The sequence below is a fragment of the Asticcacaulis sp. P2_C5 genome, from assembly GCF_056404555.1.
On record NZ_JBFUDU010000006.1, the window covers coordinates 63136 to 81993 of the forward strand.

The 18858-nt window shown below is 60.0% G+C and carries 16 protein-coding genes; 6 read left to right on the top strand and 10 right to left on the bottom strand.

The features are described from left to right. Window positions 1–11 precede the first annotated feature (11 nt). Window positions 12–1076 (top strand): hypothetical protein, encoded by a 1065-nt coding sequence (locus AC1DXO_RS11895; RefSeq protein ID WP_476978365.1) that lies wholly within the window; start codon window positions 12–14, stop codon window positions 1074–1076. Between the two features lie 39 nt (window positions 1077–1115). After that, window positions 1116–1631: a c-type cytochrome gene (locus AC1DXO_RS11900; RefSeq protein ID WP_476978366.1), complete on the top strand. Its 516-nt coding sequence runs from the start codon at window positions 1116–1118 to the stop codon at window positions 1629–1631. Here the strand turns inward: AC1DXO_RS11900 and AC1DXO_RS11905 are convergent. From AC1DXO_RS11905 to AC1DXO_RS11925, 5 genes are all read right to left on the bottom strand, one after another. Further along, window positions 1628–2437, bottom strand: a complete 810-nt coding sequence (locus AC1DXO_RS11905) for a class II aldolase/adducin family protein (RefSeq protein WP_476978367.1) — start codon at window positions 2435–2437, stop codon at window positions 1628–1630. The two genes, AC1DXO_RS11900 and AC1DXO_RS11905, sit on opposite strands and share 4 nt — an antisense overlap. Before the next feature lie 226 nt (window positions 2438–2663). Next, complete coding sequence (locus AC1DXO_RS11910) at window positions 2664–3158, bottom strand: NfeD family protein (RefSeq protein WP_476978368.1); 495 nt, start codon at window positions 3156–3158, stop codon at window positions 2664–2666. Between the two features lie 11 nt (window positions 3159–3169). After that, on the bottom strand, window positions 3170–4111 hold the full coding sequence (locus tag AC1DXO_RS11915; RefSeq protein ID WP_476978369.1) for an SPFH domain-containing protein: 942 nt from the start codon (window positions 4109–4111) through the stop codon (window positions 3170–3172). 78 nt (window positions 4112–4189) lie between these two features. Continuing rightward, window positions 4190–6718 (bottom strand): ATP-binding protein, encoded by a 2529-nt coding sequence (locus AC1DXO_RS11920; RefSeq protein ID WP_476978370.1) that lies wholly within the window; start codon window positions 6716–6718, stop codon window positions 4190–4192. A 632-nt stretch (window positions 6719–7350) separates the two neighbouring features. Next, on the bottom strand, window positions 7351–7761 hold the full coding sequence (locus AC1DXO_RS11925) for an NUDIX hydrolase (protein WP_476978644.1): 411 nt from the start codon (window positions 7759–7761) through the stop codon (window positions 7351–7353). A 74-nt stretch (window positions 7762–7835) separates the two neighbouring features. On the opposite strand from AC1DXO_RS11925, the gene AC1DXO_RS11930 reads away from it, so the two are divergent. Further along, complete coding sequence (locus AC1DXO_RS11930) at window positions 7836–9269, top strand: FAD-binding oxidoreductase (protein WP_476978371.1); 1434 nt, start codon at window positions 7836–7838, stop codon at window positions 9267–9269. Here AC1DXO_RS11930 and AC1DXO_RS11935 read toward each other — a convergent pair. Together AC1DXO_RS11935 and AC1DXO_RS11940 are read right to left on the bottom strand one after the other, a co-directional pair. Further along, a complete protein-coding gene (locus AC1DXO_RS11935; RefSeq protein ID WP_476978372.1) occupies window positions 9266–10081 on the bottom strand; it encodes a response regulator in 816 nt (271 codons plus the stop codon). The two genes, AC1DXO_RS11930 and AC1DXO_RS11935, sit on opposite strands and share 4 nt — an antisense overlap. Before the next feature lie 198 nt (window positions 10082–10279). Next, entirely contained in the window at window positions 10280–11065 is a 786-nt protein-coding gene (locus AC1DXO_RS11940) for a response regulator (protein WP_476978373.1), read from the bottom strand. A gap of 178 nt (window positions 11066–11243) precedes the next feature. Here AC1DXO_RS11940 and yaaA point away from each other — a divergent pair, with 178 nt between their 5' ends. After that, entirely contained in the window at window positions 11244–12038 is a 795-nt protein-coding gene (yaaA, locus tag AC1DXO_RS11945; RefSeq protein WP_476978374.1) for a peroxide stress protein YaaA, read from the top strand. A gap of 145 nt (window positions 12039–12183) precedes the next feature. Here yaaA and AC1DXO_RS11950 read toward each other — a convergent pair whose 3' ends face one another. Beyond that, entirely contained in the window at window positions 12184–13098 is a 915-nt protein-coding gene (locus AC1DXO_RS11950; protein WP_476978375.1) for an L-threonylcarbamoyladenylate synthase, read from the bottom strand. Continuing rightward, window positions 13095–14375, bottom strand: a complete 1281-nt coding sequence (locus tag AC1DXO_RS11955) for a YceI family protein (protein WP_476978376.1) — start codon at window positions 14373–14375, stop codon at window positions 13095–13097. Before AC1DXO_RS11955 ends, AC1DXO_RS11950 begins: the two co-directional genes overlap by 4 nt. 196 nt (window positions 14376–14571) lie before the next feature. Here AC1DXO_RS11955 and AC1DXO_RS11960 point away from each other — a divergent pair, with 196 nt between their 5' ends. Then, complete coding sequence (locus AC1DXO_RS11960; RefSeq protein WP_476978377.1) at window positions 14572–16326, top strand: acyl-CoA dehydrogenase; 1755 nt, start codon at window positions 14572–14574, stop codon at window positions 16324–16326. Window positions 16327–16339: 13 nt separating this feature from the next. Next, complete coding sequence (locus AC1DXO_RS11965) at window positions 16340–16750, top strand: hypothetical protein (protein ID WP_476978378.1); 411 nt, start codon at window positions 16340–16342, stop codon at window positions 16748–16750. 8 nt (window positions 16751–16758) lie between these two features. Here the strand turns inward: AC1DXO_RS11965 and AC1DXO_RS11970 are convergent, their stop codons facing one another. Next, window positions 16759–18855 carry a catalase gene (locus tag AC1DXO_RS11970; protein ID WP_476978379.1) on the bottom strand — a complete coding sequence of 699 codons (2097 nt, stop codon included), beginning with the start codon at window positions 18853–18855 and terminating at the stop codon, window positions 16759–16761. Window positions 18856–18858 lie beyond the last annotated feature (3 nt).

Below are 18858 nucleotides of genomic sequence, written 5' to 3' on the forward strand. Positions count from 1 at the left end.
GACAAATGGGCATGAAACGGTTCTATCTGGCGATACTGACGGCGTGTTTAATGGCCAGTGCCGCACAGGCCAAATCCCCTGCGCCGCCGCGGGAGGTCATCGACGCCGTCCAGGCCCTGGTCGTCGATGGCTGGCTGCCCTATGACGCAGAAAATCCCGACGACAGCGGTCCGCCGCCACCGAAAGTCGACGACGCCACGATTCAACGCTGGCAGAAGACAGGCCTGCTGAAACGGATCAACCTGACGCCCGGGCCTCTGCCAGACTACCTGATCGACACCGAAAAGACCGAATATCCGGCCGCCTGGTGCGGCACGGGTGGTTGCCTGATCGAAATCTGGTCACCCGGCGCCGATGGTCGCTACGTCAAGATATTCCATAACCAGATCCGCGATCGCCATTTCCGCCATATTCCCGGCACCGATCATGGCTGGATGGAGGTCGATTTCCATGGCTACGTGTGCGGCCAGGCGGGTGTAGTCGCCTGCCCGTGGGGCTTCGAGTGGCGCGATGATGGGCTGGGAAAACCTGCCTTGCGGGCCAGTCTGAGGTTCCTCAACGAGAATTCAATTCACGCCGGCGCGGCGCCTCAGGCGCTGGATCCGGGCGACAGTCCGGCCGTCGATAGCGCGCCGGCGCCGTTGCAGACCTTGATAGCGGCGCAGATTGCGACCTGTGCCGACCTCAAGGGCAGCCTGTCACCCGAAGGCATGGCCAATCGCATGCCCGACCTGAACGGCGACGGCATCGACGACTGGAGCTATGACGGGTTTTATCTCAGCTGCGATTATGCCGACGGAACGCCGGCCGAACTGGAAGAATTCGATTTCTGCACCCGGTTGGACTGTGGTCGTCAGGTCTGGGTGTCGCGGCGGGATGGCGACGCGGTTGCATGGGATCAGGTGCCGCTCGACCAAAGCGTTACCACGGCCCTGGCGCTGCATCCCGGCCATCCACCTACGCTGATCGCCCTGGTCAATCGCCCCGGCTTCAAGGACGACGAGGACGGCGCCTGCTACACCTTCCTGATGGAACAGTGCGTCGAACAGCCGATTTCGCTGTCGCCAAAACCATAAGAGTCGCTTAAAACTTCGGCGACATCATGGGGTGATTATATGAAACGGTTCCTGATTATCGGCGCGGCGGTCCTGGCCCTGGCCGGTTGCGAACGCAAGGCGGACAATGACGACGGCGCGGTGGTGCAACTGGCCCAGCCGGTCGAATACAGTGCGGAAGAAAAGGCGGCCCTGCTGGCGACCTTCCCGGCACCATACAACGCGGCCGACCTGGCCGATGGCGAGAAACAGTTCGCCAAATGCCGCGCCTGCCATACGATTACAGCGGAAAAACAGGACCTGACAGGTCCGCACCTGTACGGCGTCTTCGGTCGCAAGTCCGGCACTGTGGCCGGTTACAGCTTCACCGACGCCATGACGGCGCACAATGTCACCTGGGATTTCGCAACGCTCGACACCTATCTCGAAGCGCCCCAGGCCGTGGTCAAGGGCACCAAGATGAGCTTTCAGGGCATAAAGGACGCCGATCAGCGCCGTAATCTGATCGCTTATCTGAAGCTGGAGGCCACGCCACCACCTGAGCCGGCAGTCGCGGAATCCACGTCGTCCAATTAAGTATCGTAGCCGGGATTTTCGCGCTTCAGCTTGCGGATCAGGCCTGGCCAGGTGAGGACGCCGACAAAGCCGACGCCCATCGACAGCGGCGCGACCTTGTCCTGGATGGCCTGCGGTACTTCGATCACCTTGTCACGCCCGGCGCTCAGGGCCGCGATCTGCTGGCGACAGGCCTGTTCCAGGAAATACATGATGGTGAAGGCCTCGGCCGCCGTCGTTCCCCAGGTCAGGGTGCCGTGATTGCGCAACATCAACGCCTTTTTGGTGCCGATATCCCGGATAATCCGGCCGCGCTCTTCCAGGTCGAGCGCCACGCCTTCGTAGTCGTGATAGCCCAGTTGCGGCCGCAACAGCAGGGCGTTCTGGGTCAGAGGCAGCAGGCCTTCGTGCTGCACCGACACGCCCGTCATGGCGTCGGTATGCAGATGCATGACGTAGTGGGCGTCTGGCAGGGCGCCGTGGACGGCGCTATGGATGGTAAAGCCGGCCGGGTTGATCATGGCCTTGCTATCGCCGACGGCATTGCCGTCGATATCGATCTTGACCAGATCCGACGCCTTCATCTCATCGAAAAACGTGCCATAGGGATTGATCAGGAAATGATCTGTCTCGGCCGGCGCATAACTTCCATCTGGTTGTTTGACGAAGGATTCGGCGGCGGGTACGCGGGCCGAAATATGGGTGAAGATCAAGTCATCCCAGCCATAGAGGGCGGCCAGGCGATACAGGGCGGCCAGGTCGCAGCGTTTTTGCCATTCGCCGTCGCTGATATGGGCGCGCAAGGCGGTTTGATCATCGTGGGGCATGGCGTTTCCTTATCCATTTTGCCCGATATGGAGCCGGATAGGCGCAATTTGCAAATCAAAACTGCGCGCAAAGCCAAGTGACGTAGGGGAAGAGAAGTGACGCAGAATGGCTAAGCGGCATGGTGAGTCGAAAAGGCATGGCTTTCGAGCATCCGAAGCGATGTGTACTTGAGTACATGAGCGAGGACGCGCAGAAAGACGTGGCTTTGCAGACCACCAGGGCGCTTTAGCCGGCGGCCTTGACGTATAAGCGGCCTTCGTGCACCCGCTCGATAACGACGCGATCCTTGTGCTTTATGGTCAAGGCCTCGCCGTCGTTCAGAACGGCAGGCCATTCAACGCCATCAAACAATACCCGGCCCGTGCGCTCACCACCGTCCACCGGGGCGAAGCCGCTGAGAATTTCCGCCTGTTTGCCGAGATAGCGTGACTGTGCGTCGTTGACATCGGGTCCATGGCCATGAACGGCGAGAAAGCGCTTGGTCAGGAGGGCGCCGGCAATGCTGAGTATGGCAAAGGCTATGACCTGGGCGACCAGGCCGAACGGCAGGCCCGTCAGGCAGACGACGGACACAAGACCGGCAGCTGCGGCGGCCCACAGCAGCCACTGCGTGCCAATCAGCACCTCCACGCCCAACAACAGTATGCCTATGGTCAGCCACACCCAGAAGGCCTGCAAGCCCATGGGCGGCATCAGGATGATCGGAGTCAAATCGCTCATCGCGCCCTCCCCTACTTACGCGCCGGCGGTGGCGGCGGCGAGGAAGTGACAGACTTGATCAGCTCGGCGACGCCACCCACCGTGCCGGCCAGTGACGACATGTCCGCCGGCATGATCAGGGTCTTGGTGTTGGGCGAGTCGGCAAAGCGGCCGAAGGCTTCGACATATTTCTGCGCCACGAAATAGTTGAGCGCATTGACATCGCCCTTGGAAATGGCCTGCGATACCATGTCGGTGGCGCGCGCCTCGGCCTCGGCCGACCGTTCGCGGGCTTCGGCGTCACGGAAGGCGGCTTCCTTGCGGCCTTCCGATTCGAGGACAGCCGCCTGTTTCGAGCCTTCGGCTCGGGTAATGGCGGCCTGCTTTTCGCCCTCGGCCTCGATGATGACAGCGCGACGTTCGCGCTCGGCCTTCATCTGGCGCGCCATCGAGTCCGTGATGTCGTGCGGTGGCTTGAGATCCTTGATTTCGATGCGGTTGACCTTGACGCCCCACGGCGAGGTGGCGTGGTCGATGACATTGAGCAGGCGCGAATTGATGGCGTCGCGCTGCGACAGGACTTCGTCCAGCTCCATTGAGCCCACGACGGTCCGCAGATTGGTCATGGCCAGCTGGGTAATGGCATTGTCGAGATTATCGACCCGATAGGCCGCCTGGGCGGCGTCTATGACCTGGGTAAAGACGATGCCGTCGACCTTGACCGCCACATTGTCCTTGGTGATGACCTCCTGCTGAGGCACGTCGAAGACACGTTCCATCACATTGACCCGACGGCCGATCGCCTGGACAAACGGCGTCAGGAAGGAAATGCCGGGTTTCAGGACGTGGGTATATCGGCCGAAATTCTCGACGGTATATTCGTAGCCCTGGGGCACGATCTTGACGATGCTGAACAGCACCATCAGCCCGACGATGATCAGCGCGACGACAAGTATGGTGAAAACAATCGACATGTCTCAGCCCCCTTATGTGTGTCCGGGTGGACATCTTCTATATGGTTGAGGCAGGCGTTACACGCAATTGCTCCGGCGTCAACTTGCCGTGACCGCCTGCGGCGCGTCTTCGGCATCCTGCTCGGCCCCATCCTCGACACCGTCCTGCAAGTGCAGCAGCCGGGTCACGGTACCGATCAGCGTATCCATGATAATCGGTTTGGCGATATGGGCGTCCATGCCGGCGGCATAACAGCCTGCGACCTGGTCCTTCATGGCATCGGCCGTCAGGGCAACGATCGGCACGTGGCGGCCTGGGGCCTCGCCGGCGCGGAACAGGCGTGTGGCTTCCAGCCCGCCCATCTTGGGCATGTTCAGGTCCATCAGCACCAGGTCGAAGCGCGACATGTCGCAATCGAGCGCTTCCTGGCCGTCGGCCGCCTCGGTGATAATGAAGCCGAACGGTTCGAGGAACAGGCGGGCGACCTTGCGGTTGACGGGATGGTCATCAACCAGCAGGATACGCATGCCGGGCAGGTTTTCGTCTTCCTCGGCGAGGATCGTCTGTGACGGCGCCTCGGCATGCGGCGCTTCTTCGGCCACGGCCTCAGACTTGAACGTCATGACAAAGGACGAGCCTACGCCTTCCTGGCTGGTGACCGTCAGGGCGCCGCCCATCAGTTCGGCGAGGCGGCGGCTGATATTGAGCCCGAGGCCCGAGCCGCCGTATTTGCGCACCGTCATGGCGTCGGCCTGGCTATAGGCTTCGAACAGGCGTTCCATGACCGCTTTCGTCATGCCGATACCGGTGTCGCGGACTTCACAGCGCACGACATAGCCACCGCCGCGGCGTTCTTCGGCTGAGACCAGGATGCGGACCGTGCCTTTTTCGGTAAACTTGACGGCGTTAGAGACCAGGTTGGACAGGCATTGATAGACGCGCAGCACATCGAACAGCATGACGGGCGCGGCACTTGGGTCCAGGTCATAGCGCAGGACCAGGCCCTTGGCCTCGACCAGCGAACTGTAGGTATTGATCACGCGCTCGATCGTGTCTTTCAGAGACGCCGGGCTGGGCGCCAGTTCGACCTTGCCAGCTTCTATGCGCGACATGTCGAGAACGTCGTTGAGCAGGGCCAGCAGGGTCTGGCCGGAATCGACAAGAATATTGACCTGTTCCAATTGGGTCGGATTGAGGTCGTCCTTCTTGCGCAGGGCCTGAGCCATACCGAGGACGCCATTGAGCGGCGTGCGCAGTTCGTGGCTCATCACCGCCAGGAAGCGTGACTTGGCTGAGTTGGCGGCTTCGGCGTGTTCGTGGGCTTCGTTCAGGCTGGCGTGCAAGCGACGCATACGCATGACCCAGAAGGCGCCACCGGCTACGATAACGATGAGCAGAAGGGCGATAACACCCGCCGCCCCCAGCAGCATGCGCTGCATCTGGACTTGTTTGACGAGAAGGCGGCTTTCCTCTGTCTTGCTGTCCAGTTCTTTGCGCAGGGCCTTATACATATTCCGAACGGACGCAATCCGACGCGTTTCGGCCATTTTGGCGGAATCTTCGGACCAAGCGTCCAGAGCGTCAAAGGCTTCGTGATAACGACCAGCTCCGGCCAGCAGATAGGGCTGAAGCGACTCTTCGAAATGGCCGTCTTGCGCGTAAAAATTTGAAGAGACGGCGTCGAGTATATTCAGATAACGCTTTGTCTGCGCTTCGTTTCCAAGCCGCGCAAAAGCTTTTACAATCAGGCGAAGCTTGAAGGCGTCCTGTTCTGTGGCGATTTTCCCCTGCATGGCGGGTTCATTTTTCAGACAGCTTATGACGCTGCGAAAATCGCCGGCCTTGTCCGCGACCATGGCACACAGTTCCGTATCCATCGGCTTGAAGTCCGAAATGCCGTGCCGGGCAACATTTGCGGCATACAGTTTTTGAAGACGCTGCGCAGGGGCGATATCGTTTCTCAGCGCCGCTAAATAGGCAAGATCATACAGCATATCCATCTTCTGTAGGAAGAAGGAGTCAGCCTTGGACAATAAAGCCGCAGAATACATATTTTGCGCGTAGCCATCGAAATCGCCGACCCGCGTCAGGTCATAGGCCATACTTTGATAGGCAACTATCAGAGCTGCGCGTGCTGGCGCGCCCTTGGCTTCGAGCCTGACGATCAGGCTGTGGCCGAGGTCAATGGCATCGGCCCACTGTGCGAAATACTGAAGATGCCGCTCCCTTTCAATCATGGCAATATTTTGCACGGCCTCGTCGGGCGCCTCGAGATAGGTCGCCCACTCGCGATCCGTCATGAGCGTGAAACCCTTGCCTTCGTTTTCGAAGGACTGCCACATAAAGCGGGCGAAAAGATCCAGGTTACTATCGTTTTCAGCTTGGGCCCTAGCCGAGACGATATTTCTCCAGTATTCGATTTTCGCTTTGTTTTGCCCGATTTTGTAGGCATAGAAGACGCGCCACAGCGCATAGATCCTGGCGTCGCCGGACAGGCTTAGCGCGGAACGGCCGTAGTCTTCTACTTCATCCTTTTTGTATACAAAGGGCGTCGAAGCGATCAATTCATAGACCGTTTCGACGTTCTGCTTTGGAAGGTCGGCTTGCGTCGCGGACTGGGCATGCACAACGCCAGCATAACCCATCCCCAGACAGACGAGCAAGCACGCCAGATTGCGGCCGCATGTCTTTAGTGTCAGCACATATGCCACGTGTACGCCTTGCCCACCTTAGTTCGGGACATCACTAGGCGCACAAACTACTTATTATTCAATTAAATACGGTTTCTCATACGGCGATACAGAAAAAAAACAGGCGGGTCTCCAACAGAAACCCGCCTTCCTTATCCAACTTTTGGCTGGAATTAAGAGCACATCATTGGATTGCAATGCGTGACTTGAGCCATCGCGCTCGTTGCAACTACACCAACACCTGTAGCCGCGGCCAGAACGGCAACGGCGATCAACAACTTCTTCATAAGCTACTCCTTTAAAAACTCACCAACAACCATCACGCTCCGGCTATTTTGCCGGTTTTTTCTTTGGGCCAGCGCGAGCACTGTAAGAGCCCGGCCTGCCTTACCCGGAACACAACCGGTGGGGGAGTTTTCCCCAGCAAATGTGAGCCGTTAATCTTTTATTAATTGTTTTTTTACTTTCGCGCAAGATGTGCGTTAAAAAATCGTTACCTGTCGCTCAAATGCTGCAGACAGATCGCAACACGCGAGGGGCGAGTTTGCTTCTCGCCCTAAAGGCGCAAATTAACCAAACGCCTTATGTAGGACATCGCGCAAGTCTTGCTGCGTAACGCTTTTCAGCGCCTCTTCACGCGACATGAAGCGCGCCTCGGCCGCGTCGTCGCCGGCGACCGGCTCGCCTGCAATCCATTGCGCGGCGTAGTCGATCAACACATAGTGGTGATCGTTTTCGATAATTTCGTAGACGTCGAGCAGGCGGGTTATTGTCGCGCGCACGCCCGTTTCTTCAAACAACTCACGCAGACAGGCGTCATGCAGGCTCTCGCCCAGGTCTATCTTACCACCGGGGATCGACCACGCGCCCTGACGCGGAGGACGGCCACGGCGGATCATCAGGACTTCGTCGCCGCGCAGGCAAACCACACCCACCGCCGGAACCGGATGTGAGCCAAACTTAGCCGTTGTATTAGTTATTGTGTCTTGCACTTGCGGTTCGCCTCCCTTAAGCGCCAACGGCGACTCCCCGGATGTTACTCAAGGTTAATGCAATGTCTACGCCCGCCCCCGCCAATGCCATTCCCGCCGTCGATCCCGAGATCATTGCCCGGATCAAGGCCGTCGTGGGTGAAGCCGGATTCAGCGAGGATCCCGGCCGGGTCGAGCCCAAGCTGACCGAATGGCGCGGCAAGTGGAAAGGCCACACCCCCCTGCTGGTCCTGCCGAAGACCACGGCGCAGGTCGCCGCCGTGGTGAAGATCTGCTACGACAACAACGTCGCCGTGACCCCCCAGGGCGGTAATACCGGACTGGTCGGCGGCCAGATCCCGTTCGGCGAAATCCTCATTTCGCTTGAGCGCATGAAGGCCGTCCGCGACGTTGCTCCGACCGACGATACCATGGTGCTGGAAAGTGGCCTGACCTTGCTGGAGGCCCAGCAGATCGCCGAGAGCGCCGGGCGCTATTTCCCGCTGTCACTGGCGGCCGAAGGCACGGCCACCGTCGGTGGCGTCATCAGCACCAATGCCGGCGGCACGGCGGTCCTGCGCTATGGCGTCACGCGCGAACTGGTTTCCGGCCTGGAAGTCGTACTGCCCAACGGCGATATCTTTCACGGCCTGAAACGGCTGCGCAAGGACAATACCGGCTACGATCTGAAGCACCTGTTCATCGGCGCCGAAGGCACGCTGGGTATCATCACAGCCGCTTCGCTGAAGCTGTTCCCGATCATGAATTCGCGCTCGACCGCCATTGTGGCGTTCGAAAGCGCCCAGAAGGCCATCGATCTGCTGGTCCGCGCCAAGCAGGAAACCGGCGGCCAGGTCGAAGCCTTCGAACTGATGGGACGATATGGCCTGTCACTGGTGTTGAAGCACATTCCCGACACGCGCGAGCCGCTGGAAGCCGAATATCCCTGGTACGCCCTGATCGAGGTCGCCTCCGGCGATCCGGACGGGGCGGCTTCATCGATGGAGCGCCTGCTGGGCGCGGCATTCGAGGAAGAGCTGATCGTCGACGGCGTCATCGCCCAGAACGAAACCCAGGCGGCGGAGTTCTGGCGGCTGCGTGAGGATCATTCCGCGGCGGAAAAGGCCGAAGGTCCGGCATGGAAGCACGATATTTCGGTGCCGCTGTCACGCATGGCGGAGTACATAGTCGAAGGCGACAAGGCGGTGCAAGCCTTCCTGCCCGGTGCCCGTCTCGTTGCCTTTGGCCACGCCGGCGACGGCAATGTCCATTTTAACGTGATTGCCCCCGAAGGCATGGATGCCGCTGAATTCAACGCGCTGCGTGACGCCGGCGCCCGGGTGGTGCACGATCTGGTCAATGAATATGAAGGCTCGATCTCGGCCGAACACGGCCTGGGCCGGATGAAGACCCATGAAGCCGGAATCTACAAGGACCCGGTGACCATAGCGGCCATGCAGGCGGTTCGCGCTTCACTGGATCCGAAAAGGATCATGAACCCGCACGTGCTCTTCTAAGCTGTCGCCGCCACGGGTTGGGCCGGCTCTTCAGCTTCGTGGTGGGCGCGTATAACCTGAGACACCGTGCGCAGCAATTCCGGCATGACAAAGGGTTTGGGCAGGCAGGCGTGGGCGCCCGCCATCTTCGCCGCGCCCAGCACGTGAACGGCAGTAATCTTGTCGTCGACGCCGTCGGATGTGGCAATAACCTGAACATGCGGCCAGTCGTGACGGATTTGCATTGTGCCTTCAATGCCTCCGATGCCCGGAATCAGGACCGAGGTCAAAACGACGTCGATCATGCCGAGATTGTGGTCGAAGAAGGCGTCTTCCATATTGGCGGCATAGGACACCTTATAGCCGACCTGCTTCAAAACGGCGCAGACATCGCGACGAAGTTCCGGATCATCCTCGATGACCAGGATATGGTGTTCCTTCATGCGCTTGCGATGGTAGCTGTTGGTGTCGGCCAGCAGGCTCTTCAGCTTGTCAGGCGTAAACGGCTTGGGGACGACGAAATCGGCGCCGGCCACCCGCGCCAGTTCCAGGGCCGACTTGGTCAACTGGCCTTTCAGGACATTGTCGGACATCATGGCCAGCGGCGCATCGTGGGCCTGTGATCGCATCTGTTCCAGCATGGCCGGTGAATCGAGCCCCGTAACATAGGCGTCGAACAACAACAGATGGAAACGGCTGGCCTTGAGTTGACGAACAGCCATGCGCTGATCGAAACTCAGCACAGACGTCCACTTCTGCTGACTCAGCATACCTGAAATGCGTTGCGCCTGATCCCTGTTGGGGTCCAGGATAAGCACGCTACCCAGATTCATGACGCGCTCCCAGCCTCAAAGGCTTTTCCCTTCACGCATTCTAGAATTAAATGTCTTAATATCTTAACAACGCGTGACAGTTGCCGATATTGCAGTACTCAATCCGTGCGACCGAGCCTTGTCTTGCAGCTACTTAACAAGTGAAGCGCCACGATCATTTTGAAACACTACTCATTGAAGACAAGTATGTAAGCGCTTTCATGCAGCTATACTTTTTTCCGTAAGCACGGCCTCGACCAGATAGGTCAGGTCCGACGCGGTAAAGGGCTTTGGCAAAAGCGCATTGGCCCCCATGTGCCGGGCGGCTGACAGGACCTGGGTATTGGCGACCTTCTCATTCGCCCCTGCCGACATGGCGATGATGGCCACTTCGGGCCACGTCGCCTTGATGATGGCGATGCCTTCGATCCCCCCCATGCCCGGCATGAAGATATCGGTGATGACCACGTCGATATGCGCGATGTCGATCCGTTCAAATGCCTCCTCCATCGAACGCGCCTCGCTGATGCGATAACCTTTTTCGGCCAGGGCGTTGGTGGTCAGTTTGCGAATGACGCGGCAGTCATCGACCACCAGAACATGCCTTGGCGGGCTCGCGGCACGGCGCATCTGATAGGCTTCGTCGAGAATGACGCGCAGATCGGCGGGTGTGAACGGTTTGGGGAGGACGAAATCAGCCTGGGCGCGACGCGCCGCGTTCAGGGTAGAGTTGAGCGCCTGACCGCCGGCGCCACCGGCCGTCATAATGGCGATCGGGATATCGGACGTCAGTTCGCGTATCTCCGGCAAATGCAGCAAGGTATTGCCGCCTTCGACATAGACATCGAGCAGAAGCAGATCGACCTTGGATGTGCGCAACTGGCTGTAGACCGCCTTATGGTCGAACGCCAGCACGGCCGACCAGTCCAGGGACGTCACCATCTTCGATATCAGTTGCGCCTGTACGCGGCTGTCTTCGAGTACTAGCACCGTGCCTAACGACATCGTGTCATCCTCATGGGCGTTTCTCTTGTTAATATTGAGACTATCACGCCCGGGTTAGGCCAAGGTAAACGCGACGCGCAAATACAGGAAATATAAGTGCTTACCACCGCCCAGACGCATGGTTGTCAGGCGGCGCCGGGCTCCTTATGGTACCTGAACATCGAATCCCGGGAACCCCATGCTGACCCTTCTCTCCCCCGCCAAATCGCTCGATCTTACGCCGCATCAGGCGGGTCCGGCAGCGACCGAACCCCGCTTCCCGGAGCAGAGCGCAAAGCTGTTGAAGTCGCTGAAGCGACTGAAGCCCAGGGCGATCGGCGAATTGATGGACATCTCGAAGGCGCTGAGCGAACTGAACTATCAGCGTTATCAAGGGTTTGAGGATCAGACAGCGATGAGCGCGGCCTTCATGTTCGACGGCGACGTCTATACCGGCCTTGAAGCGCGCACCCTGGACGGTGAGGCTTTGGCCTGGGCGCAGGACCATATCCGGATCCTGTCGGGATTCTACGGCGTATTGCGTCCCCTGGACGCCATACGGCCCTACCGTCTGGAAATGGGTTCGCAACTGAAATCGGGGCGCGCCAATTCGCTGTACGAATTCTGGGGCGACACCCTGGCCAAGGCCCTGACCGTTGAATTGAAGGCTCAGGCCGCCGATACCCTGGTCAATCTGGCCAGCAACGAATATGCCCGCGCTGCCCTGACCAAGGCTCTGAAGGTGCGGGTGATCAGCCCACGCTTTCTCGAAGAAAAAGGCAGTGAGGCGAAGATCATCTCGTTCTTCGCCAAGAAGGCGCGCGGCCTGATGGCGCGTTTCATGATCGACCATCGTATCGACACGGCCGACGGGCTGAAGGACTTCAACGTCGCAGGCTACACCTACCGGCCGGACCTGTCCAAGGACGGCGACTGGGTTTTCTCACGACCGCAGCCGGAATTGATCGGCAAGGCGAGGAAGAAAGAAGATTGACCACGGAAGCCACGGAAGGCCGCGTTGCGGCAGCACAGAAAAGCGCGGAAATCCGGGTTTTGTGAACTGAACGCGCAATGTTCTGTGTCATTCCGTGGCGATGGCCGCAGGCCATCGTTTCTGTGTATTCCGTGGTCAAATTTTCCTACCCTACAAACCCGGCCGCGCGACGAATGCGATCATTGATCGCCTCGCCTATGCCGTCTTCCGGTACGGGAGCGATGGCGATATGGTCAGGCTTTAGCCGGTCGGCCGCGCGCAAGGCGGAAAACAGCCTGGACGCTGCCTCCGTTACGTCGCGGCCGGCACTCAGCTGAATCACTGGTCCGGCATAGTCCGTTGGGCCGAAAGCCAGGTAAGCAGCCCCCTTTTCGGGCCGGTCAATATTGATCCGCACGGGTGCATCGGGCGCATAGTGAAGGCTGAGCCGCCCAGGCGAGCGGTGACCTTCGGCGTCGTCCGGCGCCAGAGATCCAATCACGGCCTCGATTTGCGCACGCGTCACCGCCCCTGCCCGCAGATAGCGCGCATCGCCCAGCAGGCTGACAACGGTTGATTCCACGCCCACCGGACAGGCGCCGCCATCAAGCGATACAGCGACGGCCGATCCGGTCTCGTCATAAGCGTCGGCCTGGGTTGTCGGGCTGGGACGGCCGGAGCGGTTGGCCGACGGCGCCACGACACCGCCGCCGAAGGCACGCAAAGCTTCCAGCGCCAGGGGATGCGAGGGCATGCGCAGGGCCACACTGTCGAGCCCTGCCCGCGCCAGGTCGCAGGCAGCATCGCCATCGCGCAGGGGTACGACCAGGGTCAGGGGGCCCGGCCAAAAGGCTGCCGCCAAGACGCGCGCGCGGTCATCGAACTGGCCAATCCGTTCGGCCAGTTCCGTCGTGCCGACATGGACGATCAAGGGATTGAAGCGCGGGCGGCCCTTGGCTTCGAAGACCCTGACAACCGCGACCGGGTCGTCGGCACGTGCCCCCAGGCCGTACACGGTCTCGGTCGGCAGATGGATCAGCAGGCCTTCACGCAGGGCGGCAACGGCCGCGGCAACCGTCATGACGCCGCTTTGGCCTTCAGCTTGATGCTGACCGACACCTTGGCCGGCAGGTTGTCGGTCGCGGCAAATTCACCGGCGCCAACGCCAAAGACGGTCCGGTCGATATCGACGCTGCCTGACATGTCTGCGATACCATTCTTGATGACCAGGCTAAACGGCAGCTCGCAGGACTTGGTGACACCGCGCAGGGTCAGTTTGCCGTGGGCGACAAAGTGCGTGGCATCCTTTTTCGTAAAGGATTTTGACTCGAAAACGGCTTTGGGCGTTGCTGCCGTGTTGAAGAAGTCCCCACCTTTCAGCGTAGCGTCGCGATCGCTGTCACCCGACGAGACGGAGGTCAAGTCTATGCTGACCTTGACATGCGACTTGTCGAGTTGCGCCGGGTCGAAAACGATCTGGCTGGCATAGCTCGAAAAGCTGCCCTTGATGGCCTCACCTTCGAACGTGGTGGCGAACTGGATTGCGCTGGCAGACTTGTCGACCGTCCAGGAGGTGACCGCCACGACGGAACTGCTGGAGGCAGAGGTCGAGGCCGCGACAGAGGTCGACGCCGACACCTCCGCCGTGCTTTCCGCGGCTGCACCTTCGGTAGGCGGTGGTGTCACGGGCGCTTCCTTCTTATCCGGAACGCCACGATAAAGCCCAAAGCCCAGCGCCGTCGCCAGGCCGGCAACGCCCAGGGGGACGATCCAGCGCCAATTCGCAATCGGTTGCGGCTTAAGGCCCGGGACCATATGTTCCAACACCTCGTCCTTATCAATAAACTGGTGTTTTAACGCAGCCAGGACATGCAACGGCACCATCAGATAGATAATCGCCTTGGCGATCAGACCATGTATCGCTTCGAACAGTTCGTGGGCGTCATGGGTCTGGGGGACCGGCAGGTGGGGCCAGTCAAACAGACCAAAATAAGGAATAGGCCGCACGCTGGTCGATACCATCAACCAGCCGGTCAGCGGCATGCCGATCATCACGACATAGAAACCCAAATGCAGAGCCTTGGCTGCCAGCAACTGCCATTTCGGCACCGGCGGTTCCGCGGGTGCGCGATAGGCCAGGCGTACGCCGATGCGCACCAGGCTAAGCAAAAGTATCGTTATGCCCACCGATTTGTGCAGGGTCACGCGCGCCAGCCGCATTGAATCATGATCCTCCAGGCGCCAGCCGAGGAAGATCATGAATATAATCAATCCGGCGATCAACCAGTGCAGCCATCGGCTATAACGATTGTAGGAAGCGGGGGTAAGCGCGGACGGCGCGGTCTCTGGCACGGACATGGGGAGTCTCCGGCGGGCACAATTTGGCGACATATAGCACAGGCAGAGCCGTCGTCATGCGGAAATAAATGTAACTGATTCTATTTCGGTTGATGCCAATAAGTTGACGTTCACGTAAAATAAACTTGCCTGACCTAACGTCATCACGCTTTAATGCCGCCACATTATCAGCCGCATAAAAAAATGAGTCAGGAACATGACCTACCGCCCTTCCGTCAAGGACATCACCTTTTGCCTCGACCATGTCATCGGCACCTCCAGGCTTTATAACAGCCCGGCCTTTCCGGATTTTGATGCTGATCTGCGCGACGCCGTGCTCGACGCCGCCGCCCAGTTGGCTGGCGAGGTACTGGCGCCGCTCAATCGTGTGGGCGACCTGAACGGAACGAAGCTGGACGGCGACCGTGTGGTTGTGGCGCCCGGTTTTCTCGAGGCCATCAAGGCCTATGCCGACGGCGGCTGGTACAGTCTGGCGGCCGATCCAGCCTATGGCGGGCAAGGTCTGCCGAAGTCGCTCGAGCAGGCCTGTTTCGACCTGTTCAACGGCGCAAACATGGCCTTCACCCTGCTGCCGACCCTGTCCCAGGGCGCCATCGAGGCCATCCATGCCCACGGCACCCAGGCGCAAAAAGACATCTATCTGCCGCGCCTGACCGCCGGCGAATGGTCGGGCACGATGAACCTGACTGAACCTCAGGCCGGCTCCGATCTCGCCGCCCTGACGACCAAAGCCGAGCCGAATGGCGACGGCACCTACGCCATTACCGGACAGAAGATCTTCATCACCTGGGGCGAGCACGACGGGGCGGCCAACATCGTGCACCTTGTCCTGGCTCGCCTGCCCGACGCACCCAAAGGGACGCGCGGCATTTCCCTTTTTCTGTGCCCGAAATTCCTGGTCGACAGCAACGGCCAGCCCGCCATGCGCAACAGCGTAAAATGCGTTGGGCTGGAACATAAGCTGGGCATTCACGCCTCCCCCACCTGCGTCATGGCCTTCGAAGGCGCGCAAGGCGAACTGATCGGGCCTGCCCACGGCGGTCTGGCCGCCATGTTCACCATGATGAACGCCGCCCGGCTGGCGGTCGGTTTCCAGGGGGTCGGCCTGGCCGACGCCGCATGGCAAAAGGCCCAGGCCTATGCCATCGAACGCCGCCAGGGCCGCTCGGCCATCACGGGCAAAGACAGCGCCGTCATCTACGACCATCCCGATGTCCGTCTGATGCTGGCGCGGATGAAGGCCAAGACCGAAGCCGCACGCGGCATCTGTATGCTGACCGCGGCCGCCATCGACGAAGGCCGGATTGCCGAGGATGACGACGCCCGTGCCCGCTGCAAACGCCGCGAGGATTTCCTGGTTCCCATCGCCAAGGCCTGGTCCACCGACGTGGCCGTCGAGGTCGCCTCGCTGGGCGTCCAGGTCCATGGCGGCATGGGCTTTATCGAAGAAACCGGTGCTGCGCAGTATTATCGTGACGCCCGTATCGCACCGATCTACGAAGGCACCAACGGCATCCAGGCCGCCGATCTTGTCGGCCGCAAGCTGAGTAGCGACGGCACATCGGCCAGGGAACTGGCGGCCGACATTGAAGACTTCCTGAAAATAGGAAACGATAGTTTTGCGACGGAAATGGCTGTCCTGCGTGGTGCCCTGTCGGCCTTCATGACGGCCACCGATCACCTGCTGGCGCAAAAATCCGCGGCGCCGCTCGATGTCGCGACCGGCGCCACCACCTATCTCGCGCTGTGTGGCGATCTGGTCGGCGGCTGGCTGCTGTTGCGCGGCGCCGTAGCCGCCCAGACCGCAGCCGGCGACGCCGCCTGGCTGGCTGATCGGGCGCGGCTGGCGCGCATCTATTGCGCCCATGTCCTGTCGCATGCACCTGCCCAACTTGCGGCGATCAAGGCTGGATTTGGCGCACTCGAAGGTCTAGAACTGGTGCTCGACTAATCGGGCGACAAAGATGAAATTCAAGAAAACCCTGTTTGCCGCAGCGGCCATAGCTTTCGGTCTGTTTGTGTTCGTGACGATGAACAACAAGAAGAGCCCGGTCGTCATGCCGAACCAGACCGTGACCTTCTCGGTCGCGCCCGAGGCCGAAGCCGGTTTCATAGCGGCCGTGCGAAACTATGCCACGGCGCGGCAAATGGGCTTCGTTGATCAGCCGGATACGCCGGGCGCCATCATCATTTTGCTTCAGGCCAAGGACGAGCATATCAATGTCACGCGCTATGGCGGCGCCGGCAAGCCGGTCTCGGCCAGCTTTTATCGTACCGGCGGCTGGTTCGGTACCAACAAGGCGACCTTGAGCAAGGATGCGCGAGAATTTACCGATATGGTCACCCAAATACCGGGCGTCTCCTTGCTCAAATAGCCGTCTCGTCAGGCCAGGGTACGCACAGCCGGTTCACGCACATAGTAACGGCTGGCGCCTGCTGCCGGCAGATCCTTCAGACCCACAACCCCGGCATCCGCTACGACGCCGGCCTTGTCGAGCAAGGGTTTCGCTTCAGGAGTGTGGCCGATCGCCTTGAGATGGCCGAATGCATCCATGACAAACTGCACGGCCGCCGCTTCTTTCAGCAAGGCGGCAGTGCCGGCTTCCGACAGAACCAGAGCCACCGCGTCAAAGATCTGCGACGGTGATCCGGCAAGTTGGCCGTCGGCCTTCATGACCTTGCCGTCCGACAATTTGGCGCCGCCGACCTTGGGCGCGACAATAAAGGCCTTGCCGCCGGCATCGGTCACCGCCTTTTTGAGCAACGCCACAGACGCGGCATCGCTGCCATCATTGATCAGGATGCCGACGCAACGTCCTTTCAGGGTATCCAGCATATTCTTCTGGATGCTGAGCGCCGGCGATGGGGCCATATCGATTGGGGCGCGAGCCGCCGGATTGGCCTTCAGCAAGGCCACTCCCAGCCCTTCCGCCACACGTTTCGCAAGGTCGTCATCGACATTGCGCAGATTGGCCAGCGTCCGCGTCTGGACCGGCGCAAGGCCTACCTTGGACAGTTCGAAAACAAAGCTGGACGCGATATGGGCACGTTCATTGTCGGTTTGCGACTGCCAGAACAGGCGTGCCTGGCTGTAATGATCGGCAAACAGTTCGGCCCGGATGCGCAGTTTTCCGCCCTGCTCGTCCCGGTCGTCGCGGCCTTCGAACGTCACGAAGCCTGTCATAGGACATTCACGCGGCCCGCCATCTTCGCCATTATCGGCCAGGGAGTTCGGCTCGTAATTGGCGCGGCCCTTGGGAACGGCCGTTTGCATCAGGCCGTCACGCTGGAAATTGTGCATCGGGCATTTCGGCGCATTGACCGGAATCTGGTGAAAATTGGCTGTCCCCAGGCGCGACTTCTGCGTATCGAGATAGGAGAACAGCCGCCCCTGCAACAACGGATCGTTCGAAAAATCGATGCCTGGCACTATATTGGCCGGACAATAGGCGACCTGTTCCGTCTCGGCGAAGAAGTTGTCGGGATTGCGATCCAGAACCATGCGACCCACGATGCGCAAGGGCAGGACCTCCTCGGGTATCAGCTTGGTCGAGTCGAGCACATCATAGGGCTGCGCATCGGCAAAAGCCTGGTCGAACACCTGAAGACCCAGTTCCCATTCCGGGAAGTTGCCGGTGTCGATGGCCTCAAAAAGATCACGGCGATGATAGTCGTTGTCGGCCGCCTGCAGTTTCAGCGCCTCGTCCCACAGCGTCGACTGGACACCCAGTATCGGCCGCCAATGGAACTTGACGAAGCTTTCCTTGCCTTCGGCATTGACCATGACGAAGGTGTGGATGCCAAAGCCCTCCATCATCCGCAGGGATCGCGGCAGGGTACGGTCTGACATGGCCCACATCAGCATGTGCGTCGTCTCCGGCATCAGGGAAGCAAAGTCCCAGAAGGTGTCGTGCGCCGATCCGGCCTGGGGATAGGCCTTGTCGGCCTCCATCTTGACGCTGTGGATCAGGTCGGGGAACTTGATGGCGTCCTGGATGAAAAAGACGGGAATATTGTTGCCGACCAGGTCCCAATTGCCTTCTTTCGTATAGAACTTGACCGCGAAACCGCGCACGTCCCGCGGGGTATCAACACTGCCGGCGCCGCCAGCGACTGTAGAAAAACGCGTGAACAGCGGCGTCTTTTCTCCGACGCGCTGAAAGATATCGGCCTTGGTGATATCGGCCAGGGACTCGGTCAATTCGAAATAGCCGTGGGCGCCCGAACCGCGGGCATGGACGATCCGCTCCGGAATGCGCTCATGGTCGAAGTGGAAGATTTTTTCGCGCAGGACGAAGTCTTCGAGTAGGGTTGGCCCCCGTGCGCCGGCCTTGAGACTGTTCTGGTTATCCGAAATGCGGATGCCCTGATTGGTCGTCAGATGGATGTTGTCGCTCGTCGGGCTATGTTCGCCACCGCGATGATGCACCTGCTGATGCGTTTCGCCGCCCTTGCCTTGCTTCGTTTCGAACCTGTCCATATG